The organism is Mycobacteroides chelonae CCUG 47445, from assembly GCF_001632805.1.
Lineage (GTDB): Bacteria > Actinomycetota > Actinomycetes > Mycobacteriales > Mycobacteriaceae > Mycobacterium > Mycobacterium chelonae.
Window position 1 is genome coordinate 2,823,109 of record NZ_CP007220.1, and the last position, 24,735, is coordinate 2,847,843.

The 24,735-nt window shown below is 65.0% G+C and carries 21 protein-coding genes; 6 read left to right on the forward strand and 15 right to left on the reverse strand.

The features are described from left to right. Positions 1–40: 40 nt before the first annotated feature. On the reverse strand, positions 41–481 hold the full coding sequence (locus tag BB28_RS13895; protein ID WP_046253914.1) for a prepilin peptidase: 441 nt from the start codon (positions 479–481) through the stop codon (positions 41–43). A 37-nt stretch (positions 482–518) separates the two neighbouring features. Between BB28_RS13895 and BB28_RS13900 the strand changes: the two genes are divergently transcribed. Then, positions 519–1,307 (forward strand): methyltransferase domain-containing protein, encoded by a 789-nt coding sequence (locus BB28_RS13900; RefSeq protein ID WP_046253915.1) that lies wholly within the window; start codon positions 519–521, stop codon positions 1,305–1,307. 9 nt (positions 1,308–1,316) lie between these two features. Next, positions 1,317–2,036, forward strand: a complete 720-nt coding sequence (locus BB28_RS13905) for a TetR/AcrR family transcriptional regulator (protein ID WP_046253916.1) — start codon at positions 1,317–1,319, stop codon at positions 2,034–2,036. Here the strand turns inward: BB28_RS13905 and BB28_RS13910 are convergent. From BB28_RS13910 to BB28_RS13945, 8 genes are all read right to left on the reverse strand, one after another. Continuing rightward, positions 2,019–3,032, reverse strand: a complete 1,014-nt coding sequence (locus tag BB28_RS13910) for an AurF N-oxygenase family protein (RefSeq protein WP_046253917.1) — start codon at positions 3,030–3,032, stop codon at positions 2,019–2,021. The two genes, BB28_RS13905 and BB28_RS13910, sit on opposite strands and share 18 nt — an antisense overlap. A 163-nt stretch (positions 3,033–3,195) precedes the next feature. Further along, positions 3,196–4,014: a shikimate dehydrogenase gene (locus BB28_RS13915; RefSeq protein ID WP_046253918.1), complete on the reverse strand. Its 819-nt coding sequence runs from the start codon at positions 4,012–4,014 to the stop codon at positions 3,196–3,198. An 18-nt stretch (positions 4,015–4,032) separates the two neighbouring features. After that, positions 4,033–5,319, reverse strand: coding sequence for an endolytic transglycosylase MltG (gene mltG, locus BB28_RS13920; protein ID WP_046253919.1), 1,287 nt, complete (start codon positions 5,317–5,319; stop codon positions 4,033–4,035). Next, positions 5,316–5,816, reverse strand: a complete 501-nt coding sequence (ruvX, locus tag BB28_RS13925) for a Holliday junction resolvase RuvX (RefSeq protein WP_030093572.1) — start codon at positions 5,814–5,816, stop codon at positions 5,316–5,318. Before ruvX ends, mltG begins: the two co-directional genes overlap by 4 nt. A 5-nt stretch (positions 5,817–5,821) precedes the next feature. Then, the gene (gene alaS, locus BB28_RS13930) at positions 5,822–8,509 is read right to left on the reverse strand and encodes an alanine--tRNA ligase (protein WP_046253920.1); all 2,688 of its coding nucleotides are present in this window, start codon (positions 8,507–8,509) and stop codon (positions 5,822–5,824) included. A 195-nt stretch (positions 8,510–8,704) separates the two neighbouring features. Next, positions 8,705–9,028, reverse strand: coding sequence for a hypothetical protein (locus BB28_RS13935; protein ID WP_046253921.1), 324 nt, complete (start codon positions 9,026–9,028; stop codon positions 8,705–8,707). A 77-nt stretch (positions 9,029–9,105) separates the two neighbouring features. Beyond that, entirely contained in the window at positions 9,106–10,461 is a 1,356-nt protein-coding gene (locus BB28_RS13940; RefSeq protein ID WP_046253922.1) for a replication-associated recombination protein A, read from the reverse strand. A 31-nt stretch (positions 10,462–10,492) separates the two neighbouring features. Beyond that, on the reverse strand, positions 10,493–11,335 hold the full coding sequence (locus BB28_RS13945) for a DUF3097 domain-containing protein (RefSeq protein WP_046253923.1): 843 nt from the start codon (positions 11,333–11,335) through the stop codon (positions 10,493–10,495). Between the two features lie 224 nt (positions 11,336–11,559). Here BB28_RS13945 and BB28_RS13950 point away from each other — a divergent pair, with 224 nt between their 5' ends. After that, positions 11,560–12,666, forward strand: a complete 1,107-nt coding sequence (locus tag BB28_RS13950) for a hypothetical protein (protein WP_126315400.1) — start codon at positions 11,560–11,562, stop codon at positions 12,664–12,666. Positions 12,667–12,683: 17 nt separating this feature from the next. Here the strand turns inward: BB28_RS13950 and BB28_RS13955 are convergent, their stop codons facing one another. Beyond that, complete coding sequence (locus BB28_RS13955; RefSeq protein WP_052740236.1) at positions 12,684–13,091, reverse strand: hypothetical protein; 408 nt, start codon at positions 13,089–13,091, stop codon at positions 12,684–12,686. Between the two features lie 203 nt (positions 13,092–13,294). Continuing rightward, positions 13,295–14,443 carry a kinase gene (locus tag BB28_RS13960; RefSeq protein ID WP_046253925.1) on the reverse strand — a complete coding sequence of 383 codons (1,149 nt, stop codon included), beginning with the start codon at positions 14,441–14,443 and terminating at the stop codon, positions 13,295–13,297. A gap of 138 nt (positions 14,444–14,581) precedes the next feature. On the opposite strand from BB28_RS13960, the gene BB28_RS13965 reads away from it, so the two are divergent. The 3 genes from BB28_RS13965 to BB28_RS13975 are packed head-to-tail and all read left to right on the forward strand — an operon-like array spanning position 14,582 to position 16,723. Beyond that, positions 14,582–15,205 carry a TetR/AcrR family transcriptional regulator gene (locus BB28_RS13965; protein WP_046253926.1) on the forward strand — a complete coding sequence of 208 codons (624 nt, stop codon included), beginning with the start codon at positions 14,582–14,584 and terminating at the stop codon, positions 15,203–15,205. Further along, positions 15,202–16,485: a glycosyltransferase gene (locus tag BB28_RS13970; protein WP_046253927.1), complete on the forward strand. Its 1,284-nt coding sequence runs from the start codon at positions 15,202–15,204 to the stop codon at positions 16,483–16,485. The genes BB28_RS13965 and BB28_RS13970 overlap by 4 nt, the downstream gene beginning before the upstream one ends. Then, entirely contained in the window at positions 16,475–16,723 is a 249-nt protein-coding gene (locus BB28_RS13975) for a F0F1 ATP synthase subunit C (RefSeq protein WP_046253928.1), read from the forward strand. The genes BB28_RS13970 and BB28_RS13975 overlap by 11 nt, the downstream gene beginning before the upstream one ends. Here the strand turns inward: BB28_RS13975 and BB28_RS13980 are convergent, their stop codons facing one another. From BB28_RS13980 to BB28_RS13995, 4 genes are all read right to left on the reverse strand, one after another. Then, positions 16,724–17,749 (reverse strand): zinc-binding metallopeptidase family protein, encoded by a 1,026-nt coding sequence (locus BB28_RS13980; protein ID WP_046253929.1) that lies wholly within the window; start codon positions 17,747–17,749, stop codon positions 16,724–16,726. Then, complete coding sequence (locus BB28_RS13985; RefSeq protein ID WP_046255828.1) at positions 17,742–18,671, reverse strand: transglutaminase family protein; 930 nt, start codon at positions 18,669–18,671, stop codon at positions 17,742–17,744. The genes BB28_RS13980 and BB28_RS13985 overlap by 8 nt, the downstream gene beginning before the upstream one ends. Continuing rightward, entirely contained in the window at positions 18,668–21,271 is a 2,604-nt protein-coding gene (locus BB28_RS13990) for a circularly permuted type 2 ATP-grasp protein (protein WP_052740381.1), read from the reverse strand. Before BB28_RS13990 ends, BB28_RS13985 begins: the two co-directional genes overlap by 4 nt. Before the next feature lie 90 nt (positions 21,272–21,361). After that, positions 21,362–24,688: a transglutaminase family protein gene (locus tag BB28_RS13995; RefSeq protein ID WP_046253931.1), complete on the reverse strand. Its 3,327-nt coding sequence runs from the start codon at positions 24,686–24,688 to the stop codon at positions 21,362–21,364. Positions 24,689–24,735 lie beyond the last annotated feature (47 nt).

Consider the following 24,735-nt stretch of genomic DNA (forward strand, 5'->3'; position numbering starts at 1 on the left):
TCGGTCTTCCAAATCGATCGGGACAGTGGATGGTTCTTTGTCAGATGCCCGGTACGAGGACCGTCAGCCCGGTCGCTAACGCCGTGGCCAGACACATTGACGGTCCGTGCGGAACCGCCACTCCCCGGCGCCCGCACGCTATGAGCAGCACACCGATCAGGCCGGTCAACAGCGGCGCACCGATCGCTGCCAGAAACCACGTGTCCAATCCGAACGCCCCCGACAATCCCCCCGTCCCGAAGGCGAGCTTCACGTCCCCGGCCCCCATCGCACGTGGCGAGAGCAGATGCGCGGCCAGGTACACGATCGCCAACGCCACCGCGCCGACCAGCATCGGTGGATTGCGGTCGAACATCGCCACCACGACGATCCCGGCGGCCGCGGGCAGCGTGAGCCAGTTCGGCAGCCTTCGGTACCTGATGTCGAAATATGACAGCGCCGCCATCCAGCACAGCACCGCCGCCCCCACCCCGTAAATCATGTGGGGAATGTAGCGCCGCGCGGCTAGATTCGGAGTAGTGACGAAGACATTGTGGAGCCCGCAGGAATACAGCCGCTTCGGAGATGAACGCAGTCGCCCGTTCTACGAACTGCTGTCCCGGATACCGGCCTCGGCTCCGCGCACTGTCGTTGACTTGGGTTGCGCCAGTGGAATCTTGACCGTCGAATTGGCCCGCCGGTGGCCAGGCGCATCGGTGCTGGGACTGGATTCCTCCGCCGAGCTGCTGGCCACCGCACCCGCTGATTTGCCCGCCAATCTGCGTCTGGAGCAAGGCGATATCGCGGACTTTCGGGCCGATGGCGTAGACGTGCTGTTCACCAATGCGGCCTTGCAATGGCTTCCACAGCACCGCGAGCTCATCTCCGCATGGGCTGAGCAACTCAATCCGGGTGGATATCTGGCCTTTCAGGTTCCGGGCAACTTCGGCGCACCCTCGCATGCGCTGATGCGCCAGGTGGCCGAATCGCCACGATGGCTATCGCGATTGGACGGTGTGCTGCGTGGAACCGAGAGCACGGACGGCGCCGAAGGTTATGCGCGCCTGGCTATTTCCGCCGGTCTGGTTCCGGACGCCTGGGAAACCACATACGTGCACCTGCTGGCGGGCGAGGATCCGGTGCTGCGATGGGTGCATGGCACGGGGCTGAGACCCGTCGTGTCGGCACTGTCGGCCGCCGAATTCGCCGAGTTCGAGTCCGAGTACGCCGGACTGCTGCGCCAGGCTTATCCGCGCTCCGGCGAGGTGACTCCGTTTGGATTCCGCCGAATCTTCTGTGTGGCATCCAAGCCGGAGGTGGGTCGATAGAATCGGGCGGTGCCGGATACCAATGCCAAGGAACGCTCGCTCACTGGGCATGAGGCACGTTGGGAACGGCACAACTCCGCCCGCCAGACCCGCATCGTGGAGTCGGCCGTAGCACTGCTCGACGAAACGCCGCCCGGCACCGAGATTCCCGTGCAGTCGATCGCCAAACGGGCCGAGCTGGCCAAGTCTGTGGTGTACCGGCAGTTCGAGGGGCGCGAGGACCTCGATCGGCGCATTCGTTCGTATCTGATGGAGGACTTCGATACGACAATCTCGTCGCAGCTCGATGTCACCAGAGGTTCCATCAACGACATTGCCACCAGAACCATTCGCGCGGTGCTGGATTGGATGACCGATTACCCCCATCGCTACGAGTTCATGGGCTCCGGCACCACCGACGAGGATCCCGCCGTCGATGCGGTCAGTACGGTCAAGGTGCGCATGGAGCAGCGTGTCCGCGGGGTCCTGATTCCGATCACCGAGCTACTCGGGATCGACTACAGCCCCTTCGAATCGGTCACCTACGCGGTGGTGACGATGGTCGAGGGGACCCTCTCCCGATGGTTGCGGGAAAACGACCCCGTGCGCAGTCGCACCGAGATCGTCGAGGATCTGGCGAACTACGTCTGGTACGTGCTGGACGGGGCCGGGCGTTCGATGGGCGTGTCCCTGGACCCGCAGACCGAACTGATGGCGGCTATCGCCGAACTGTCAGGCGCCAACCGCTAGAGGCGTGCCCACGGGCGAGCGGTCGGGCTCGCTCCGGTATCGCGACGGACGGCCATCGATATGCAGCACCTTCCACAGCGGGCGCACCCACCACGGCCGCATTCCGATGTCCTCGGTGAGCTTGCGCATGTCTCCGAAGTACTCGGCAAGCGTGTGACGCGCGTGCTCGCTGCGCCAGAAGGCCTGCTTGAAAACCTCACGCGGGATGCCGAACTCGGCGGCGAAGGTCCGTGGCGGAATCATGATCTCGTTGGCCAGCAGCTTCATGACGACCGGGAACAGCAGGGTGCACAGTGCGCGTTTGCGCGCACTCATCAGCGGCATGTGGACGCGCAGGAACTCACCGGCGAAGGAGATGTGCCGCGCCTCTTCGGCCACGTGGATTTCCATGGTGCGCCGGACGGCCGGCGGCAGGTCGACGTCCTTGCGGATCAACGACTTCTGGTAGTGATCGATGGGCTCTTCGCCGCCGAGGATGCCGATGAAGAGGACCACATGGGCCCAACCGCCTGCCACGCCGATTATCGGCGAGAGCCTGCGGAACCACTTGCGCATGCCCGGGACGTCGTCACCGATGCGGTTGACGAGCTCCTGGAACATCTGGATGTGGTTGCACTCCTCGGTCATCTCGTGGAGGCAGTAGCGGAACTCAGGCGAGCCGTTCGGCAGCTTCATGAGGTACTGCATCATGCCGCGGATCAGAATGCTCTCGAAGGCGAGCCCAACCTTGACGCTGTTGGCCAGCCGCCAGCGGCCGATCTCGATTTGACGGTCGAGGGGCAGATCCCGGTACCACTGCGTGGCGCCGAGCGTGTCCAGCTCGGGGTTCAGCACCCAGCGGGGGTCGTTGCGGTCGATCTGGTAATCGGGCGCGTCCCAGTCGATGTCCGTGAAGGGATCGAAGTGCAGACGCACCGAACCTTCGGACAGCGTGTGCAGGGTTTGCAGGTACTCCGCGTCGAAGTCGCTCGGCCCGGGGACGGTGTAAAGCGGCATTGCTTCCTCCTCGAATTACCCACCAATTTACTGGGACGCGGCATCCCATGCAACATCTGATGGGACCAAAAGTCCCATAAATTTGATTCCCGCAGGTCGCATCTACTCGTGAGTCTGAATCTGCCCGACGGCCAGCCGCCGGCAACGCCGGATTACCGGGTGCTCAGCGCAGGGCGGCGGCCATCGCCGCACGTGGTGCGGGCTGCCCGGTGAACAGCTCTACCTGGGTGAACGCCTGGTTGAGCAGCATCTCCAAACCGCCGGCGACCGCTGCTCCCCGATCGTGTGCCGTGGCTGCCAGTTCGGTGGGCCACGGGTGATAGATAACGTCGAGAATCGCCGGGGCCGCGGCCAGGGAATCCGAATAGGGTGCCGCCGCCTCCGCCGGCACGGTGCTCACCAGCACGCCGGACGATGCGCACACCGAGGACAGGGCGGCGTCCTCGAAACCAATCACGGAGGCCGGCAGGCCCACTCGCTGCGCCAGCTCCAGAGCTCCGTGCGCGCGGGTCGCATCCCGGGCCACCACCGTCAGGGACTTGATACCCATTGCCGCCAGCGCCACGATGGCCGGCCGCGCGGTACCGCCGGCGCCGACGATCACGGCTGCCCGCTCCGCGGGTTCGATTCCCGCGCCGCGCAGTGCCCCGGATACGCCATCGACGTCGGTGTTGTCGGCATGCCAACCGTCATCGGTACGCACCAGGGTGTTGGCGGCACCGATCAGCCGCGCACGTTCGGTGCAACTCGACGCCGATTCCAGGGCGGCGAACTTGCCGGGCATGGTCACCGAGAAACCCACCCAATCGGGCCCGGCGCCTCCCACCACGTCGGGCAGCTGCTCAGCCGTGCACTCGATGCGTTCGTATGTCCAGCCGGTCAGCCCCAGTGCGCGATAGGCGGCCAGATGTAAATCGGGCGAGCGGGAATGCCCTATCGGTGAGCCGAGCACCGCGGCGCGGCGAACCTCAGCCGTGCTCATGCTCTACGCCGGGGAGGCTCATCGCGCACTGTCCAGAATGCCGTTCTTCTTGGCCAGCTCGATGTTGGCCAAATGCTCGTTGTAGTCGGCGGTGAACAACGTGGTGCCCTCGGCGTCGATCGTGACGAAGTACAGCCAGTCCCCCGGCTCCGGATGCTCGGCCGCCTGAAGCGCCTCGGGGCTCGGCGAAGAAATCGGGGTAGCCGGGAGCCCCTGCGACACATAGGTATTCCAGAGCGTCTTGCGCTCGCGGTCGTCATCGGTCGTCGCGACTTCTTGGCGGTCCAACGGGTAGTTCACCGTGGAGTCGAATTCCAGCTTCTGATGCTTGGCCAGCCGGTTGTAGACCACCCGCGCCACCTTCGCGAAGTCGCGCGGTTTGGCCTCCCGCTGCAGCAGCGAGGCCACCACCAGCACTTCATAGGGCGACAACCCGGCCGCATCGGCCTGCAGCAACCCCAGCTGCTGGTACTGGTCGCTGCTCTCACGGATGAGGGAGGCCAGAATCTGCTCCGGCTCGGCCATCGGGTCGAAGTCCCACCGCCCAGCGGCGATCAGTCCCTCGAGGCGGCGGTGGTCGTCGCGCACGGCATTGACTCCGTTGGACGCCCACTGCGGGACCGACAGCTCGGCCTGCGAGGCCGTCGTGGCGGCCTGCCGTAAGTCCGAAGCGGCCACGCAATGCTTGTCCCCGTCCAGGTCCACACACGAAGCACGCGCGATGAGGGTGAAGATGCCCTCGGTAACGGCGCCATTGGCCACCGCGGAGACGTCATCGAGCTGACGGCCCTCCGGGATGACGAGCAGACCGACCCGGTTGTCTTGTTCGGCCAGACGCGCGACGGCGTCCTTGCCGGGAATCTTGGTGCGCAGCTTGTAGAAGCCGGGCTGGATCGCGGCGATGGCCTGATTGCCTTGCGCGGCATCAGTGAACGCACTCGGAGTGGCCACCACTCCCTCGTCCTTCAGCCGCTGTCCGATGACCTTGGTGGTGTCGCCGCGATGCACCTCGAACACGAAGTCCTTGACCCCGGAGCCCGAGTAGTCGGTGACGGGGGCGTCGGCACCGAAGAGGCTGTCCCACAGCTTTGCTCCGCCGACAACGGCAGCGACGGTGATGATGACAACCAGCGCCAGACCCGCCAGTCCGGCGTTACGGCGACGCCGCGCCGCAGCCCTGCGGCGCGCCCGCTCACGACGGGTCTCGCGAGGACGCGGACCCACCGCCACCGGGACGGCCCGGCGACCGCCTCCCCAGTCGTCGTCGGGCTCCTGGCGATCGTCCCAATCGCGCCAGTCGCTCAACGCGTGCCCCCTTCACTGCCGCACCGGCGACGCTGCTCAAGCCAATCCTGCAGAATGGCCACCGCTGCCGCCTGGTCGATGATGCCGCGCTGCTGACGAGACCGTACTCCTGCCTCACGCAGGGAACGCTGGGCGGTAGTAGTAGTGAAACGCTCGTCTACTAAGCGCACCGGCACGGGCGCGATTCGCTCGCTCAGCTCCCGGGCGAACCCTGCGGCATCGCGCGCCGAGGCCCCCGTACCTTCGCGCAGGTTGCGTGGCAGGCCGACAACGACCTCTACCACGCTCAGCTCCTCGACCAATTCCACGATGCGGCGAAAATCACTGTCTTCCTTATTATCCCGCGCGACCGTTTCGACCGGGGTGGCAAGAATTCCGTCGGGGTCGCACGATGCGACTCCTATTCTGACGGTGCCCACATCCACGCCGAGACGACGGCCGCGGCCCGGATCGTCCGGGCCTGGACGATCAGGGGCAGGAGCTTCGCTATCGGGCACTCGGTTCAGGCCTGGCGGATCTGTTCACGCAGCGCCCGCAGTGCCGCGTCAATGCCGGAGGAGTCCTTACCGGACCCCTGTGCCGTGTCGGACTTACCGCCGCCTCGTCCGTCCACGGCCGATCCGATGGCACCCACGAGGTCGTTGGCACGCAGCCCCGCATCTTGAGCGGCCTGGTTGACCGACACCACGAAGGGCACCGAGCCCTCGCCGGCTGCGATCAGCGCGACCACGGCGGGGTCACTGCCGAGCCGGCCCCGAATGTCTCCGATCAGACTGCGCAGGTCACCCGCGCCGGTCCCGTCGGGCAGCCGGTGCGCCACCACGGTGACGGTGCCGGCCGACGTGCTCAGGCGTTCCGCGTTGTCCACCAACGTCGAGATGGAGGCCTTTACCGAGGCCAAACGTGTTTGCTCCAACTCCTTTTCGGCCACCTTCAGGCGCTCCACCAGAGTCGCGACCCGGCCGGGAACCTCCTCGGAGGGCACCTTCAGGCTTGAGGACAGCGCGGCCATCAAGGCACGTTCCTTCGAGAGGTAGCGGAACGCGTCCAGGCCGACATAGGCCTCCACCCGGCGCACGCCCGAGCCCACCGAAGACTCTCCCAGCAGCGTCACGGGTCCGATCTGGGAGGAGTTGGCCACGTGAGTCCCACCGCACAATTCGAGCGAGAACGGGCCGCCGATGTCGACAACGCGCACGTTGTCTCCGTAGTTCTCGCCGAACAGCGCCATCGCTCCCATGGCCTTGGCCTTGTCCAGATCAGTGATGAAGGTGTTGACGGGATAGTTGGCCTCGACCGCCTTGTTGGCCACGTCCTCGACCTCTTGCCGCTGTGCCTCCGAGAGCGCGCCCTGCCAGCTGAAGTCGAAACGCAGGTATCCGGGCCGGTTCAGCGAGCCCGCCTGAACGGCATTGGGCCCCAGTACTTGCCGCAGCGCGGCGTGCACCATGTGCGTGCCCGAGTGGCCCTGAGTGGCGCCGTGGCGCCACTGCGGATCCACCGAGGCCACCACCTGATCACCCTCGACGAACTCACCGGATTCCACCGTGACCTTGTGTACGAAGAGGGTTTTGGCGATCTTCTGGACATCGGAGACCTTCGCCTGCGATGTTGCGTTCGTCCCGTCGCCGCGAATGGATCCGATGTCGGCGATCTGGCCGCCCGATTCCGCGTAGAGCGGGGTGCGGTCCAACACGATTTCCGCCTCGGCGCCCGCCGAGGCGACCGGCACCCGGGCGCCGTCGACGAAGATGCCCAGAATCGTTGCCTGCGAATCTAATTCGTCGAATCCGGTGAATTCCGTGGGCCCCGCGTCCACGAGTTCGCGGTATGCCGTCAGGTCTGCGTGGGCATGCTTGCGCGCAGCGGCGTCGGCCTTGGCGCGTTGCCGCTGCTCATTCATCAGCTCACGGAAGCCGTTCTCGTCCACCGAAAGCCCGGCCTCGGCGGCCATTTCGAGGGTGAGCTCGATGGGGAACCCGTAAGTGTCATGCAGGGTGAACGCGTCGCTACCCGAAAGTGTGCTTTTTCCTGCCGTTTTCGTCTTGTCCGCGGCATCCTCGAACAGCTTCGAACCCGAGGCCAGGGTCCGGTTGAACGCGGTCTCCTCGGCAACGGCGATTCTGCTGATGCGTTCGAAGTCGGTCACCAGCTCGGGGTACGACGGGCCCATCTCGTCACGCACCACGGCCATCAGCTCACCCATCATGGGCTTTTCGACGCCAAGCAACTTGGTGGAGCGGATGATCCGGCGCAGCAGGCGGCGCAGCACATAGCCGCGGCCTTCATTGCCGGGGCTGACCCCGTCGCCGATGATGATCGCCGCCGTGCGGGCGTGGTCGCCGATGACGCGGTAGCGCACGTCGTCCTCGTGACTGCCCTGCCCATACCCGCGCGGGGCAACTGCTGCCACACAGTCGATGACGGGGCGCACCAGGTCGGTTTCGTAGACGTTGTCGACACCCTGCAATAGACACGCGATGCGCTCGACACCCATGCCGGTGTCGATGTTCTGACGCGGCAGTGGGCCGAGTATCTCGAAGTCGGTCTTGGAGGTCCCCTCGCCGCGCTCGTTCTGCATGAACACGAGATTCCAGATCTCGATGTAGCGGTCCTCGTTCGCCTCCGGGCCACCTTCGATGCCGTACTCGGGGCCACGGTCGTAGTAGATCTCCGAGCACGGACCGCAGGGACCGGGGATGCCCATGGACCAGTAGTTGTCGGCCATGCCGCGGCGCTGGATCCGGTCCAGCGGCAGCCCGGCGATGTCCTGCCACAGCCCGATGGCCTCGTCGTCGTCGAGATAGACGGTGGCCCACAGCCTCTCCGGGTCGAAGCCGTAACCCCCCTCGGACAGCGGGTTGGTCAGCAGTGTCCAGGCAAGCCGGATCGCCTCGCTCTTGAAGTAGTCGCCGAAGGAGAAGTTTCCGGCCATCTGGAAGAAGGTGTTGTGCCGGGTGGTGATGCCCACCTCATCGATGTCCGGCGTGCGAATGCACTTCTGGACACTGGTGGCCGTGTTGTACGGCGGCGTGCGCTGCCCCAGGAAGAACGGCACGAACTGGACCATGCCGGCGTTGACGAACAGCAGGTTGGGGTCGTCGAGAATCACCGAAGCGCTCGGTACCTCGGTGTGACCGGCCTTCACGAAGTGGTCCAGGAATCGCTTCCGGATCTCGTGTGTCTGCATGTCGTCCTTGCGTGTAGCTGGGGAATCTGACCGGACCACCCTACCGGTGTGTCCACCTACCGCCGGTATACGCCAAGGTCACCAGGTACCGCCACCAGGTATCTGCTCCGTCACAATTCACCGAGCTAACCGTGAACAGTCCCTCCACATGGACAGACAGGCTCCGGCTTGCCTCATAGCAATCGCGGTCCGGCGCTAGCCGTACGGAGCGTCGCGGATCGAGCTGTCGACGGCTCCGCCGATCGGCGCGGTTGCCAGCCCGGTGAACGGCCCCAGGAACGGGCTCAACAAGATGCCGGCTCCCGCCTCGGCGGCATTACCGGCGGCGCCAGCGCCCACATCGCGGCCGTACTGCTCCACCCACGGATCAACCGGTGCGGGTGGCGGCGGGCCTGGATCTTCGAGGATCGGGTCGGGCCCCGGTTCGGGTTCGGGGTCTGCCCACGCCACGGCGGGCGCTGCCATCACTGCGAGCGATGCCAGTAGCCCGCCCGCGGCCACACGCATACGTAACGCCATGCCTTCAGTATGCCGAGTGTGCGATTTGTGTCGATTTTCTGGCCAGAACCGACAGAATCCGCACACTCGATCAGAACTCAGGGCCTTTTCAGCCCACGCCGGATGATGGCGCGCAGCTTGTCCAGCCGTGATCCGATGTCACGCTCGGTGCCGTGATCGGTGGGCTGGTAGTAATCGGTACCGACCAACTCATCGGGCGGATACTGCTGTGCCACCACCCCGTCGCGGTCGTTATGCGGGTACAGGTAGCCGACGGCATTGCCGAGTTTGGCCGCCCCGCTGTAATGGCCGTCACGCAGATGAGGCGGCACCAGCCCGGCCTTGCCCGCGCGGATGTCGCCCATCGCCGCCCCCAGGGCCGCGGGCACCGCACCCGACTTGGGCGCGGTGGCGAGGTGAATGGTGGCGTGAGTCAGCGTCAGCTGCGCCTCCGGCATCCCGATCAGTTGCACCGTCTGCGCCGCCGCCACCGCCACCGGCAATGCGGTGGGATCGGCCATCCCGACGTCCTCGCTGGCCAGGATCATCAGTCGCCGGGCGATGAAGCGCGGGTCCTCCCCCGCGATCAGCATCCGCGCCAGATAGTGCAGCGCGGCATCCACATCGGACCCGCGGATCGATTTGATGAAGGCACTCACCACGTCGTAGTGCTGATCGCCGTCACGGTCGTAGCGCACGGCAGCGCGGTCCACCGACTGCTCCACCACCTCGACGGTCACGGTGCCGCCCGCTCCTCCCGCAGTCTCCGCCGCGACCTCGAGGGCAGTCAGAGCGCGTCGTGCGTCGCCCGCGGCGAGCTGCGCCAGCAGACTCAGCGCCTCGGGATCCACGGCTACCGCACTGCCGAGCCCGCGCTCATCGGCGATCGCACGCGTGAGTACTTCTCGAATATCGTTGTCGCCCAATGGCTGCAGCTGAAGGATCAGCGAGCGCGAGAGCAGCGGCGCCACTACGGAAAAAGAGGGATTCTCGGTGGTGGCGGCCACCAACAGCACCACTCGGTTCTCCACAGCCGCAAGCAGCGCGTCTTGCTGCGTCTTGGAGAACCGGTGCACCTCGTCGATGAAAAGCACCGTCTGACGGCCGTGAACGGCCGCGCGGCGGGCATCGTCGATGACGGCCCGCACCTCTTTGACTCCGGCGGACAATGCGGACAGCGCCTCGAACCGGCGCCCGGTGGCACCCGAAATCAAGGATGCGAGAGTGGTTTTCCCCGTACCCGGAGGTCCATACAGGATGACCGAGGCAGCACCCGAGCCGTCGACGAGGCGACGCAACGGCGAACCCTGTTTGAGCAGGTGCCCCTGTCCCACCACTTCATCGAGCGCGGCGGGACGCATCCGGACGGCCAGGGGCGCGTTGGGCGGCACCCCGGCATCCGCCGGGGCCGACTCGAAAGCGCCCCCGGGCACGTCGAACAGGCTGTCTGACACGTCTCAGGCTTACCACGTCGGGCCGACGGCTTCAGCCCGCCGGTTGGGTGACGAAATCGATCAGTTCCTCAACACGGCCGATCAGGGCGGGCTCCAGGTCGGTCCAGGTGCGCACCTTGCCGCGAATCCGGCGCCAGGCCTCGGCGATCTCGGTCTGGCTGCCGTGCGGCCAGCCAAGCGCCTGGCAGATGCCGTGCTTCCACTCGATGTCCCGCGGCACGGTGGGCCAGGCATGCAGCCCAATCCGAGCGGGTTTGACCGCCTGCCAGATGTCAACGAACGGATGCCCCACCACCAGGGTGTGCTCGCCATAGGGACCCTTTTGCACCGTTTCGGCGATACGTGACTCCTTCGACCCCTTCACGAGGTGGTCGACCAGAACTCCGAGTCGGCGGCCCGGTCCCGGCTGGAACTCCTTCACGATGGCGGCCAAGTCATCGACCCCTCCCAGATACTCGACGACCACACCTTCGACGCGCAGGTCATGACCCCACACCTGTTCGACGAGTTCGGCGTCGTGACGGCCCTCGACATAGATCCGGCTGGCCAACGCCGTGCGCGCCTTGAGGCCGTGAACGGCAACCGATCCCGACGCGCTCCGGGTTTCCTTGGTAGGGGTGTGCCGCAACGGCTCCTTGAGGATCACCGGTTTACCGTCGATGAGGTATCCCGGGCCTACCGGGAAGCCACGAACTCGTCCGTGCCGGTCTTCCAGGTCCATCCGGCCGTACTCGATGCGCACCACCGCGCCCACAAAACCCGTCTGGGCATCCTCCACGACCAAACCCTTTATCGCCGCGACCTCGGTCGATTGCGGACGCCGCGGAGCGTGCGGGTTGTTGGACAAGATGTCGGTGCCATAGCGATCAGCCACCCGGCGATCGTAGGAATGTGTCGAGATCCCATCGCGTTACGACGCGCCCGCGTGATTAGACCGTGACCGGGACCGCATGCGTGTGGGTGCGGGTGGCCACCACCGAATCGGCGTTTTTCGACCGGCGGGCGGACGGTGGAGAGCACCAGCAAGTCGCGTGGCGTACACCGTTCGAAGGCAACTTTCGATGGACATTCTTCATTTGCTGACTCATAGTGCACGAGATGGCTATGCGCTGGTTTTGGGATCACTGCCAAGCGGTGGAGCTTCTGGTCCTTGCCTTTGCCGCACCAGCTGTTCTGTACCGCGGGTGGCGATGGTGGACAGGTAGACCGTCGCTTGCATTAGCGGCAAGCGCGATTTTTGCAGTATCCATCTGGCCGTGGGCACTGTGTGATATCGAGCCAATTTGGGCGGCGTTATCGCCGAAACTACAAGCCTTTCATGCCGCGGGAGGGATCGGTGTCGTAGCGTCGGCAAGCGCATGGGTACTTGTCTTTGAGGCATGCGGTCAGGCCGATCGCCCGGTTCGTCGCAAGAAGATCCAGAGACTCGTTGCGGGAGCGACGATTACGTTCGTAGCCGTTGCAGCGTTGACCGTTTCGACGGAATCAACACCGGGCGGGAGTGACTTCTTCACCTACCTGACTGAGCCACGCCGCGACTCACTCAGCCTTTTAGCAGCCACTCTCATCGGCCACATCTTTGCCGCCGCCGTGTTAGCCCATCTCGCCCTACTCGCGATGCGGCGGATGGACCACACGCCGGCCGGCATAGGCCTGGGCTTGCTTGGAGCCGCCGGCGGCGCGGTCGCGATTGCGGTCGTAACTCGCGGAATCTGCGCCGAGCTGTTCCAGTGGAATGGATATTCACCTCCGGCATGGTGTGGGCTAACCGTGCAAACGAGCGCCATTACGGCAGGTGCTGCACTTGCCATTTCGGCCCTGACGTGGCCCCCGGCGGCATTGCACCGCCAAGTGCGCCACACGCTGCGCCGACTTCAGCCCTTACGTGATGCATTGATCGAATTATTCCCGGGGCTGGCTCCGCCGCGGCAGTTCGGGGTGGGCCTAACGGCGGTGCCACCGGAATGGATTGACCAAATTCAGGATGGCCTAAGCCTGCTCGCGCAGTACCGCGATCTGCCGCGTGAGGCTTCTTCACCCCCTGAAAATCGCACGAAACATATACAGGCAGTTATTGATTGGATCCAGGGACAATCGCCATCAGGCATGAGCACCGCATGGCTTCACGCGCCACCAGAGCTGACGAATACCGAGTGGATCCAGGTCCTCGCCGATGCATTTATGCCGAGGAACCCAGTTCAATAGCCAAGCGCCAGAACCATTCAGCAGAACATGTCGTCAATGCGTCGCCGAGACGACTCCCCGGCCGCACCCGCTCGTTCCAGACGGCGTAAGACCAGACCCGCGAAACATTCTGCATCGATTTCCTCATCGGGCCACGCGCGGGTTTCGTCACACGATCGCTGCAGCATGAAGGCCACCAGATCTACCGAGGCAGCCTCCATGTGCGCTATCGCGTACTCGGTGATCGCCCGCCCACGGTGACCTAGGACCATATGACCGAGTTCATGAGCAATAGTCCGCTCTCGCGACAACTCCTCTGATCGGACCTTTAGCACGTCCCGGTCCGGGAAGGACAACCACTGCCCAAAAACCCCGACGGGCAACCGCCCGTCCTCGATCGCAATTGGTCTGCCGCGCTGCAGTCCCCACATCTCGACGAGCGTCATCAGCGAGGATGTGCCTGCCGGTGCAACAGCGAACACTCCATCGACGGCGGTTCCGATCTCTGCGTTTCTCGACCGGCGTGCAAGCACGCCGAAACGGGGTATGCCTAAACCCCGCCGACTATGCATCCGCAGAAAATAACAATCCTCGACGCACCCAGCAAGACATGGCATGTCGGCTACGTCCAGACAGAAACCCGGAGAACTCAGTCCTCCATGAGTGATTCGCCGCGCAGCGCCGCGATAACGTCGGTGGCATGACCGGCGACAATGGGGTCGCCCACACGCTCAGCGGCCGCATGTAGCGCTACCCATCGCCCCAGCAGCGCGGCATGGGTGGGCGCGGGATTCCCGAAGGCCACAGTCTCGTCGTCGAGATCGACGTCGATGGTGAAGTACTCGTGAGTGGCCAGCCACACCCACATCAGTCGCGCATCCAGGACGCGCCGCGCGAGCGTCTCGTCATCGGCCAGCCCGGGAGCGATCGACACCACGTCGGAGCGCCACGCTTCGGTCATCGCATCATCGAGCTCGGCGACTTCCTCACGTTCGGCGGCACCGAGGAACTCCGGGTAGACGGTGAGTGCGTGGGCGATGTCCAGCACGATGTCGCGGAATCCGCCCCATTCGTAGTCAAGAATCCGGACACCATGTTCGGTGACGAGGATGTTGTCGGGGGCGACCTCGGAGGGGCTGAAGGCGCGAACGCCGCCCTTTCCGAAAAGCTCAGCTGTTTGCTGTAAACGAGAAATCAGTGCAGGCGGCACTTCGAGGGCGTACTCGCTTCTCAGGATCTGCTGCAGTGGGTCGATGGTCTCCGCCCCACCGATGCGCTGCTGCGACGGGTCGACATCTGTCTTCTTCACATCGATGCGCCTGAGCAGCGCAGCAAAGTCACCTTCACGCCCCACAGTGGCTACGTGCATCCGCCCTAGGGCTTGCGCCCACGCCATCAGCGCATGGTTGATCGCAGCACGATTACGCTCCGCCAGTAGCTCTGACATGGTCGGCGCAGAACCTAGATCGGTAAGCACGATGAGCCGTTCGGCAATGGAGTAGGCAACCAGCTCGGGGCCGGGCCGATGCTTGGCCGTCAACGAGTTTGCGAACTGATACGACACCACCTCACGGAGCACGGCGGCCTCGGATCCCCCTTCGGGGACCTGCTTGATCACCATGGACTTGGGCAACGCGAAAGGGTTCTGCACCGCGCGGACCCGAAGGACGATCGCAGGCCCGCTGCCACCGAGATCCTCGGGTTCAGCCAACGTGACGGTTGCCCCCGCGCGCTTGGAGAGCAACTCCTCGGCTGTGGCGATAACCTGCGCGACGGGGTCTGCCAATAGTGTCGTCATTACCGCTTCACCTTACCTCGTCTTTATAAGACTGTGGGGCGGCACACATTCCTCCCGGTATTCACCTCCACGCATTTGCCGATCAACGCGATGGGTATCACCCTTGCGTGTTCTGACCGATCGGTCTAATTTAAGACCATGCGGTCTGAAGAGACGTTGACGTTCACCGAACGGGCCCGACGAGCACAGATAGTGGCCGGGGCCATCGAGGTACTCGCCGGTGTCGGATATCCGCAGACATCGCTGGCGAAAATCGCCGAGCACGTGGGGGTGGCCAAGAGCGCGGTGCTGTACCACTTCACGTCGAAAACCGAGGTCATCGAATCCGTGATGGTCGATGTCTTTACCCAGGCGGCCACCGCAATCGTGCCTGCCGTACACACAGAGTCCACCGCGACCGCACGCCTCGCCGCCTACATCAGAGCCAACATCGCGTTCATCGTGAGCAATCGGGTAGCCGCGATAGCCCTGTTGGAGATCATCACCGGTTATCGCAGCGCCGACGGCCTCCGATTCGACCAGGCCGCCTCCGGCACAGCGCCGCCCGCAGAGTTCGCCGCCATGGATCCCGAGGCGATCTTCGTCGACGGCATCGCGACCGGCGAGTTCCAACGGGTATCACCCCGGTTCATGAAGAACGCCTTACGAGCCGCCCTGGATGGCGCCGTATGGGAGTTGGGCCGCGACGCGGACTACGACGCGATCGGATACGGGGAGCAACTAGTCGACATGTTCACCAAAGCCGTAGGTGCAGTGCGATGACGACGATCGTGATCTCCGCGTATGGCACCCGCGGAGACGTCGCACCGCTGACCGGGCTGGGAACTCGACTGCGCGACAGCCTATCTGCGCATGTGGTCATTGCCGCGCAACATCCCTACGCACAGCTGGTGCGCGCCTCTGGCCTGGAATTTCGGCCGTTGCCCGGTGATACCGAGACAGCAACGCGGGACTCCCAACACGGTCAGGCACTCGTGGACGGCGCCCGGATGCGCCCTTCGGGCGCGGCTCTCGCTGAGATGCGCGCCGGACTTGTGGGAGTCGGCGAGGCGATGGCCAGCACCGCGCACGATGCCGATCTCCTGCTGGCAGAGGGCCCGGTGGGCACTCTGCTGGGGTATCACGTTGCCGAGGCCCTGGGCATACCCAGCGCAGGACTTGCACTCCAACCAGCTTGCCCCACTACAGAATTTGCACCCCCACCGCTCACCATCCGTTCGTTCGGCGGGTACGGGAATCGGTTGGTATGGCGCCTTGCCCAGTCGGGTGAACGGATCTACACCCCGCTCATCAACGATCTGCGCCACCACCTCGGACTTGCCCCCGCGTCGCGGCGTCGATATCAGGGGGTCCGAGCCAACAGCTGGCCCATCGTGCACGGATACAGCCGGCATGTCGTCACACGTCCCCGTGATTGGCGCGATCACTGGCACCAGACCGGCTACTGGTGGCCTGCCAGTGACGAAACCTGGCTACCGCCAACAGAGCTGGACGAATTTCTGAAGAAGGGACCCGCTCCCGTCTTTCTCGGTTTCGGCAGTACCGCCACATCCCGGGGGCCAGAACTCTCGGAGATCATTGCCGCCGCGACACATGCCGCCGGGGTCCGAGCGGTCGTGCAACGCGGATGGGCCGGACTTGCCGGTCTGGGCAATGACATCCTCACCATCGACGATGTTCCGCACGCCTGGCTGTTTCCGCGAATGGCCGCTGTCGTCCACCACTGCGGCGCCGGCACCGCCGCAGCCGCACTGCGCGCCGGTGTCCCCTCGGTTCCCGTGCCCGGCATCATGGACCAACCCTTCTGGGCCGCACGGCTGTCTCAAGCCGGTGCAGCCACCAGTCCGCTACCGCGCGTGTCGCTTCGAGCCGACGAGCTCTCGGCATCGATTACGCAGGCGATTACTGAATCACGGTATCGCCAAGAAGCCCAACGTCTCTCGCGACTGATTAACGATGAGGACGGTATCGGGTCAGCGGTGATGATCATCGCTGCGATGTTGGACGCCACAACGATGAAAGGTGCACTTCATGGCTACTGATCTACTCATGGGCAACGCACTACTGGCCGGAGCGATAACGCTCGCGGGCGGCGCGATCGGCGCCGGTATCGGTGACGGCATGGCTGGAGCACAGCTCATTGCCGGAGTGGCGCGCCAGCCTGAATCTCAGAACCGTCTATTCACACCATTTTTCATTACCGTGAGCCTCGTGGAAGCCACCTTTTTCATCAACGTGGCGTTCATGGCACTCTTCGTATTTGCCACCCCCGGCGGGTAGTTACGCGGCAGCATCCCCGGCCGCCATGACCACCTCGTGGATCAGACGCATCTTCTCGAGCACCGGACCGGGCAGCACGAAGGGATACAGGTCATCGCGCCCCATGGAGCGGTTGACCATGTTGAGCGACCAGGCCAGGGGCAGCCACATCTCGATAATGGTGTCGAATCCGCTGGGCCCCAAAACCCGGCGATCGAAGGTGCCGCCCGCCGGCGCCAGCGCGAAGGAAGCGGCGGTGTCCAACGTGTCACGGATATGCAGATAGTGCGCGAAGGTCTCCGCCCAGTCCTCGGCGGGATGCATGGTCGCATAGGAGGAGACGAAATTCGCCTCCCACCCCTCGGGCACACCTTGCTGATAGTGGCGGTCCAGTGCGGCCTGGTAGTCGGCATCCGCATCACCGAACAGCGCACGGAATCTCTCGGCATAGTCCGCAGATTCCCCGACGAGCCGGTAGTAGAAGTAATGCCCGATCTCGTGACGGAAATGTCCGAGCAGGGTGCGATACGGCTCATCCATGGAAATGCGAAGCTGCTCGCGATGCACGTCATCGCCCTCGGCCAGATCCAGGGTGATCACTCCGTTGTGATGTCCCGTCATCACCGGTTCCTGCTCACTGGAAAGCAGATCGAAGGCCAGCCCGAACTCGGTGTCGACATCACGCCCCGTCACCGGTAGCCGCAGCTCTGCGAGTTCGGCGATGAGCCGGCGCTTGGCCTTCTCCGCCTCCGCGAACGCAGGCAGGGCTGTGCTGTCAGAGTCGTTGGGCCGGGTGCGCGTGAGCTCACAGGACGCGCATAACGTGCCCGACCCTGTGCCGGACACCAGCCAATTGCATTCGGCCACATGCAGGTTCGCACACAGGCGGTGATCATAGGAGTCGACGAAACCGGGTCCGTCGTCGTTGGCGATAACCAACAGCGCCTTGTCCTGGAGCGAAAACCCGACATGACTGCCACAGGACAGGCACACCGAGTTTTCGAACGCCAGATGCTGACCGCACTGTGGGCAGATGAAGTCACGCATGCGCGGGGCTCTCCTCACACGGTGCGACGTCCACCGACACTTTGATCGTGCTGCTTTCGGAGTCGGTGTAGATGATGCCGCGCAGAGGCGGTACGTCGGCGTAATCGCGACCCCACGCGACGGTGACGTACCGCTCGTCAGCGACGGTGTCATTCGTCGGGTCGAACGCGACCCATCCGTCGGGCGGAACCCACACCGCCGCCCAGGCATGGGTGGCGTCGGCGCCGACGAGGCGGGGCTGTCCCGGCGGCGGATTCGTCGCCAGGTACCCCGATACGTAACGTGCCGCGAGTCCCTGGGTGCGCAGCGCGGTCACCGCCATGCGCGCGAAATCCTGACAGACGCCTTCCCCCGCGGCCAGCACCTCGCTGACCTTGGTGGAAATGGTGGTGGATCCCGACCGGTACTGGAAATCGCGATAGATGCGGCCCATCAAGTCCACGACGGCCTCCCCGAGCGGCCGTCCCGTCGTGAAACTCACTGCGGCGTAGGCCTCTACGTCTTCGGTGATCTCTGGAGGCACCAAATCCAGCACGAACTCGGTGGCCAGCGCACCCGCCCCCGACGATTCCGCGTATGCCGGACGGGCCAGCTCCCATGCCTGCTCCCACCCCGCGCCGGGTGGCGACGGGGCACTGACGTCGACGATGGACCGGGCAGTCACGCTGAGCTCGCGGTGTGGCGTGGTGACGTGGAAGTACGAACTGAGGTTCCCGTAGAGGTCTCTACCGGTGGAACTGTCAGAGGGTTCCGGTTCGACGATCAGCTCGTTCGATTCGCAACGCTGCCAATCGGTGTCACGCGGCGTGAGATAGCCACGGCCATAGGAGCTTGTGACATCGTCGGAGTATTGGTACAGGGTGCGGTGCGTTACCTGATACCGGACCACCGCTGAGCCGCTTGGGTCAAGACCGTCGGTCACGGCAGCCTCCGTGTCGTGTCGGGTCCCCACAGTGGCTGCATCCCGGTCGGCATGGACAAGTGTGTCCTGGTGACCACGGTGGACAACTCGCGCAATGCCTGATGCACGTTGTCGAGAGTTTCAGCGAGCGTATCGCGCTGTCCATCCTCACCGGCGGTATCCAGATCGGCCGGATCGATCCGCCGCAACTGCGTCACCAGATCCTCCACTAGCCGCTCGGGACGCGAGGTTCCCGAGGCACTCGGCAGCGACTTAAGGTCGGTGCGCAGCGATTCCACCTGATACAGAAGCGATCTCGGGTTCACAGCATCGAACAGCAGCAGGTCCGCGACCGCCTCCAGGCTGATCTTGCCGCGGGTGCGGCGACGGTACATCACCGAGGACTCGCACGCCACCAGCGTGGATTCAGTGACCGACTGGTCGGCTGCGCGGCCGCGGACCGTAGTGAGCGTGGAACGCAACAGCGCCGTCAGGCCGAGGCCACGCTCGATGCGCTTTCCGATATCCATGATCGTCCAGCCGATGTCGTGAACCGTCGACTCCGCCGCCAGGCCGGATAGCGCGAGAAGCCCTGCCAATACTTGCGTTTGGGTGGCGGCGAGCACCGTGTCATCGGCGCGGGTGGAGTTGCCTCCCGAACGCGTGCTGTCGTCGTACTCGGCCGCCGCCGCGGCAATGGCCCGGTCCATGCCACCGAGCACCATCCAGGTGTCGTTGGACATCTGGTCGCGAACCGCACGAGCGGCCAGGCCGAGGCGCTCCACCGATTGGGCCAGGGAACCGACCCGTTCCTTGTCCACCGTCAGCGACCACAATTGGGTTCCCAAATCTTCGGATCCGGTGTCGGTGCCGGTGATGTCACCGAGCGCCTTGAGCAACACCGGGACGCATTCACTGGCCTCCATGAACTGCCGATACCGATACTCGTGGAACCGTTCCCGGGTGACAGACAACAGCCGAACGAGATTCTCGGCACGCTCTCCGTATCGCCCGAGCCAGAATAGATCGGACAACACGCGCGGCGAGCTGACCGCGTCGGCGCCCGCCAATCGCCCGGCGGGCAGATCCAGCGGCGCGACGGTCAGTGCCCGCTCGGTCTGATCGCGATCCGGCTGCTGGACCCAGATATCTTTGGCGGCAAGGCTGTTAAGTGTCGATCCCGAATATCCCGAAGCGGCGACATAACCGAGACCACCGATCATCGGCGCGTACCCACCGCGCTGCGCAACGGTGAACAGCCGCATGCCGATCGGTGCCGCGGTGAGGGCTCCCGGCCGCAGGTAGGTGGGGGCCACCGAGAGTTCGGGAAGTTCCTGACCGACCCAGCGCCAGGGGGCCGCTTCGATACGTGCCCGCAATGTCTGCAATGTCTCCGAGGACTGCAACGGTCCGGTATAGACCTCGTCCGACACTGTTGATTTGACCAACAGCGTGCCCAGGTTCGCGAGCAGGTGCGATCGCTCCGCATCGACGCCGCCCCACCAGGTCTGGACGCCCGACAACGCGAGCGGCTCGTCAAGCAGGCGATAGGACAATTCCGGCAGGAAACGGGCCAGGCCCGGGTTTTCCAGTATCCCGCTACCCAGCGAGTTGACGACGGTGACCGCACCCCGGCGCAGCACCTCGACCAGGCCGACGACCCCCAGACGCGAGTCTGCCCGCAGGTCCAGCGGATCGGAGTAGCCGGCGTCGACACGGCGCAGCACCACGTCCACGCGGCGCAGGGTGCCCAGTGACCTCATCCAGAGCTTGCCGTCGCGTACCACCAGATCCGCGGACTCGACCATCGGAAAACCCAGTACCGACGCGAGGTAGGCCTGGTCGAATGATGTCTCGGAGTGGATGCCTGGGCTGAGCACGACCACCGTCGGATCCTCGACCGATTCGGGAGCGACATCGATGAGCGCCAGGCGCAGCGCCTGCGCGAAGGATGAGGTCGGCCTTGGCGCAACCTTCTCGTAGAGGTCGGGAGCGGCGTGGGCGACCACACGGCGATCCGCCATCGCATACCCGGCACCCGAGGGCGCCTGCGTCCAGTCGGCGTTCACCCGGAAGTCTCCGGCGCCCGTGCGGCCGATATCGCATCCGAGCAGAAAGAGCTGATGCCTACCGGGCAGGGCCATGCCGTGGGCGGCACGCACGTAACCGGGATGGGCGAAGAGCAGCTGCGGAGGCAACGCGCCGGAACTGATCAGTTCCTGAGGCCCGTAGAGGTCGCTGAGAACGGCGTCCAGCAGCGTGGCCCGCTGGGTGAGACCAACCTCCAGCACGTTCCAGTCGGCGGGGTCGAGCAACAGCGGAAGCCCATCCAGACGCCACGGCACCGGATGGGTGGGCGCATCGGGCCCGGACACAGATCCCGGGACGCGCCGGGGATCCATGTAGGTGATGCCGTCACTGTCGACCAGAGTGCGGACACGATCCAGCAGACGGTCCAAACCAGGACGGCCGCGTTGCGCGATGGCGTCGGCCAAGTCGGTCCAGGCCGGGCGGACGTCGCCGTCGGGCGCCAGGAACTCGTCGTACCCTGCCTGACTGCCCCGCCGTCCGACCTCGAACAGTGCTCCCTGGGCGCGAGCGCTGCGGTACTGCGCGATCAGCGGGTTATCGGTCAACGGGTAGCCGGGTCCGGCGGGAGCCCCCGAAGCAGGTGCTGCCACCGTCGCTACCTTCCTTCCTGTTCCGCTCTCTCACCTGCGTCCCACCGTCCTCGCACGGCGTAAATCCAGGATGCCGGGCGCGACCGCATCGGTGGACATGCGGGCTTGTTTCTCGCGCAAGTCTGACAAATCGACACGACCGGTGGTGTAACCGGTGGCATCGAAACGCCGACCGCGGCGTGCTTCGGCCGCCACCGCATTGACCGGAGGATCGTCATACGCACGGCCGCCCGGGTGCGATACGTGGTACGTACAGCCTCCACGCGACAGGGCGTTAGCGGTGTCGATGAGCTCGAATCGCAGCGGGTCATCGACGGTGATGCTCGGGTGCAGAGCGCTGGGCGGCTGCCAGGCCCGATAACGGACTCCGGCCACCTGCACATCGGGGTTTGCCGTCGAGAGCAGTGGGATGGGCTGACCGTTGCAGGTGATGACGTACCGGGATCGGTCGGCGCCGATGACCCGCACCTGCACCCGTTCGATGGAGGAATCCACGTAGCGCGCGGTGCCCCCTGCGGTCGCCTCCTCCCCCAGCACCCGCCACGGTTCGATGGCCCCGCGCAGTTCAACCTCGATACCGTCGAACACCGCGGTGCCGATCCGTGGGAACCGGAACTCGGTGAAAGGATCGAGCCAGCTGGTCTCGAAAGCTATGCCGTGCGCGCGCAGATCGGCGGCAACCTGGGCGATATCGTGAATGATGAAGTGTGGCAACAAGTAACGGCCATGAAGGTTTGCGCCGTGTCGTATCAGCGGCGCCCGCAGGGGTTGTTCCCAGAACTTGGCGACCAGCGCGCGCACCAACAGAGACTGGACCATCGCCATCTGGAAATGCGGAGGCATCTCGAATCCCCGCAGCTCCAACAGGCCCAGACGCCCGCGCGCACTGTCGGGGCTGTACAGCTTGTCGATGCAGAACTCCGCACGATGGGTGTTCCCGGTGATGTCGGTGAGTAGGTGCCGCAGCGCCCTGTCCACATGCCACGGCGCGGCGTCCGCAGAGCGGTCGGGGTCAGGCGACGTCGTCAATCTCTCGATCTCCGCGAAGGCGATCTCCAACTCGTACAGCGCCTCTTCGCGCCCCTCGTCAACACGCGGGGCCTGCGAGGTGGTGCCGACGAATCGTCCCGAGAATAGATACGACAACGCGGGGTGATGCTGCCAGTAGGTCAGCAGCGAGACCAGCAGATCGGGCCGCCGCAACAACGGCGACGTCGCCGGGGTCCGGCCCCCCAGCGTGATGTGGTTACCCCCTCCGGTCCCGGTGTGGGTGCCGTCGGTGTCGAACGATTCGGTGGTCAGCCGCGCTTTCCGTGCCTCCTCGTACAACACCTCGAGCTGGTGGGACTGCTCGGCGAAGCTCCCGGTGGGGGTCACATTGACCTCGATGACCCCGGGGTCGGGAGTCACGCTCATCGCTTCGAGCCGAGGGTCCGGCGGCGGCCCATACCCCTCGATCACCAGTGGGCAGGTGGCTGCCGCTTCGATGCGGGTAATGAGATCGACGAAATCGTCGAGGCTCTCCAGGGGCGGTAGGAACAGGTACAGCAGCCCGTCCCGAATCTCGGCAACCATGGCCGTGGTGGGTACACCGTCCGCGGGTACTACGGCGGCGTTTCCGGATCGTTGTGCATCGAGTTCGGCTGCAGCGCTGAGCGGATCAGCCTCGGCCGAGTGTGGGGCCGGCTTCCAGGAGATGGCGGCCAGTGGGAGCCGCAGACCTGCCGGAGACCGTCCCTCCGTCAGCACGATCCGGCCGCGCCGCAGTTGCCAGTCGGCGCTTTCCCAGCCGCTGCCGTCCTCCCCGCGGTGCAGTGGCAGCAGATGCGCGGCCGGCCGGGTCACTTGTTCGTCCAGGCGTGCCAGCAGCCCCGAACGCCGTTCCGCCGAATCCTCCTGCGGCGCTAGGTCATCAGCCGTTGGTACCGGATCTCCCGCCGGACGGCGAACCGACGCTGCCAATCGGGTCAACGGGTCCTCGTATGCCGCGCGCACCTGACTCTCGGGCAGCCCGAGATCGCCGGCCAGCGCGAGTAACAACGCACGGTCGGCACCTTCGGGCGTGGACCATTGCCGGTCCTCGGCCCACGGGTCGGCCAGCAGATCGGGGTCAGACCACAGCGGCTGGCCGTCGCGCCGCCAGTACAAGCCGATCTGCCACCGCGGCAAGGGCTCACCCGGATACCACTTTCCCTGACTGCGCTGTACCAAACCGTTTGGGGCCCACAGCGATTTCAGGCGTGCAGTCAGATCTGAGGCACGGACCCGCTTGTGAGGTCCATCGGCCGCGGTGTTCCATTCCTCGGCAACCTGGTCATCGACCGAGACGAAGGTCGGCTCTCCGCCCATCGTCAACCCCACCCCTGCGCTGTCAAGCCGGACGTCGATCTCCGCACCCAGCGCGGTGACGGCCTCCCACGCCGATGCCGTGTAGGGCAGCGTGACTCGGGGATCCTCATGCACACGGGTCACCGTGTTGGAGAAATCGAGCGTGGACTCACACACGTCGGTGGCGCCGGAGATTGCGGCCGATGTCGACGGATGCGGAGTCGCCGAGAGCGGTATGTGCCCTTCCCCCGCCAGCAGTCCCGATGTGGGGTCCAGACCGACCCACCCCGCGCCGGGGATGTAGACCTCAGCCCAGGCGTGCAGATCGGTGAAGTCGGCCACCGGACCTGAAGGCCCGTCGATGGCGGCGATATCCGACGTCAGCTGGACCAGGTACCCGGACACGAAGCGAGCGGCAAGACCCTTCTGCCGCAGAATCGATACCAGTAACCAGGCAGTGTCACGGCAGGAACCGATACCCACCGCCAGCGTGGTGTCGGGGCTCTGGACCCCGGGCTCCAAGCGCACGGCGTAGCCGACATCCGAGCACAGCGCCTGATTGATGGTGACGAGATAGTCGATGATGCGTGTGTCGGGCGCCATCGTGAAATTGGCCACCCACGCGCGGACCAGCTCACCGGGCCCCGAGCCGGGAATGGACTCGTCCACCGGCTTGAGATAAGGCTCCAGGTCGGCGGCCAACGCGGGCGGGTAGGCGAAACCGATGCGTTCGGCCCACTCTTCGATGAAGAAGTCGAACGGATTAACCGATTTCAGGTCGGCGATGAGCCCCACCGTGATCGACAGTCGACGGGTCCGGTTCGGAAAGACCACGCGGGCAAGGAAATTCCCGAAGGCATCCTGTTGCCAGTTGATGAAGTGATCATCGGGGGCGATACGCAACGAGTACGCCTCGATCGGTGTGCGGGTGTGCGGCGCGGGGCGCAACCGAATCTCGTGCGGATGCACCTGCACGAGTCTGTCGAATGCGTAGCTGGTCCGATGCTCCAGCGCCACCTTGATGCCCATCGGCTGATCCCACCATAACCTGGCCTCACCCGCATGGCCTGCGAATC

Coding starts and splice junctions, on each gene's coding strand:
- BB28_RS13895 (WP_046253914.1), bottom strand. CDS start 481: ATGATTTACGGGGTGGGGGCGGCGGTGCTGTGCTGGATGGCGGCGCTG.
- BB28_RS13910 (WP_046253917.1), bottom strand. CDS start 3,032: ATGCCGCTTTACACCGTCCCCGGGCCGAGCGACTTCGACGCGGAGTAC.
- BB28_RS13915 (WP_046253918.1), bottom strand. CDS start 4,014: ATGAGCACGGCTGAGGTTCGCCGCGCCGCGGTGCTCGGCTCACCGATA.
- alaS (WP_046253920.1), bottom strand. CDS start 8,509: ATGCAGACACACGAGATCCGGAAGCGATTCCTGGACCACTTCGTGAAG.
- BB28_RS13935 (WP_046253921.1), bottom strand. CDS start 9,028: ATGGCGTTACGTATGCGTGTGGCCGCGGGCGGGCTACTGGCATCGCTC.
- BB28_RS13950 (WP_126315400.1), top strand. CDS start 11,560: ATGGCTATGCGCTGGTTTTGGGATCACTGCCAAGCGGTGGAGCTTCTG.
- BB28_RS13955 (WP_052740236.1), bottom strand. CDS start 13,091: ATGACGCTCGTCGAGATGTGGGGACTGCAGCGCGGCAGACCAATTGCG.
- BB28_RS13960 (WP_046253925.1), bottom strand. CDS start 14,443: ATGACGACACTATTGGCAGACCCCGTCGCGCAGGTTATCGCCACAGCC.
- BB28_RS13965 (WP_046253926.1), top strand. CDS start 14,582: ATGCGGTCTGAAGAGACGTTGACGTTCACCGAACGGGCCCGACGAGCA.
- BB28_RS13970 (WP_046253927.1), top strand. CDS start 15,202: ATGACGACGATCGTGATCTCCGCGTATGGCACCCGCGGAGACGTCGCA.
- BB28_RS13975 (WP_046253928.1), top strand. CDS start 16,475: ATGGCTACTGATCTACTCATGGGCAACGCACTACTGGCCGGAGCGATA.
- BB28_RS13980 (WP_046253929.1), bottom strand. CDS start 17,749: ATGCGTGACTTCATCTGCCCACAGTGCGGTCAGCATCTGGCGTTCGAA.
- BB28_RS13995 (WP_046253931.1), bottom strand. CDS start 24,688: ATGGGCATCAAGGTGGCGCTGGAGCATCGGACCAGCTACGCATTCGAC.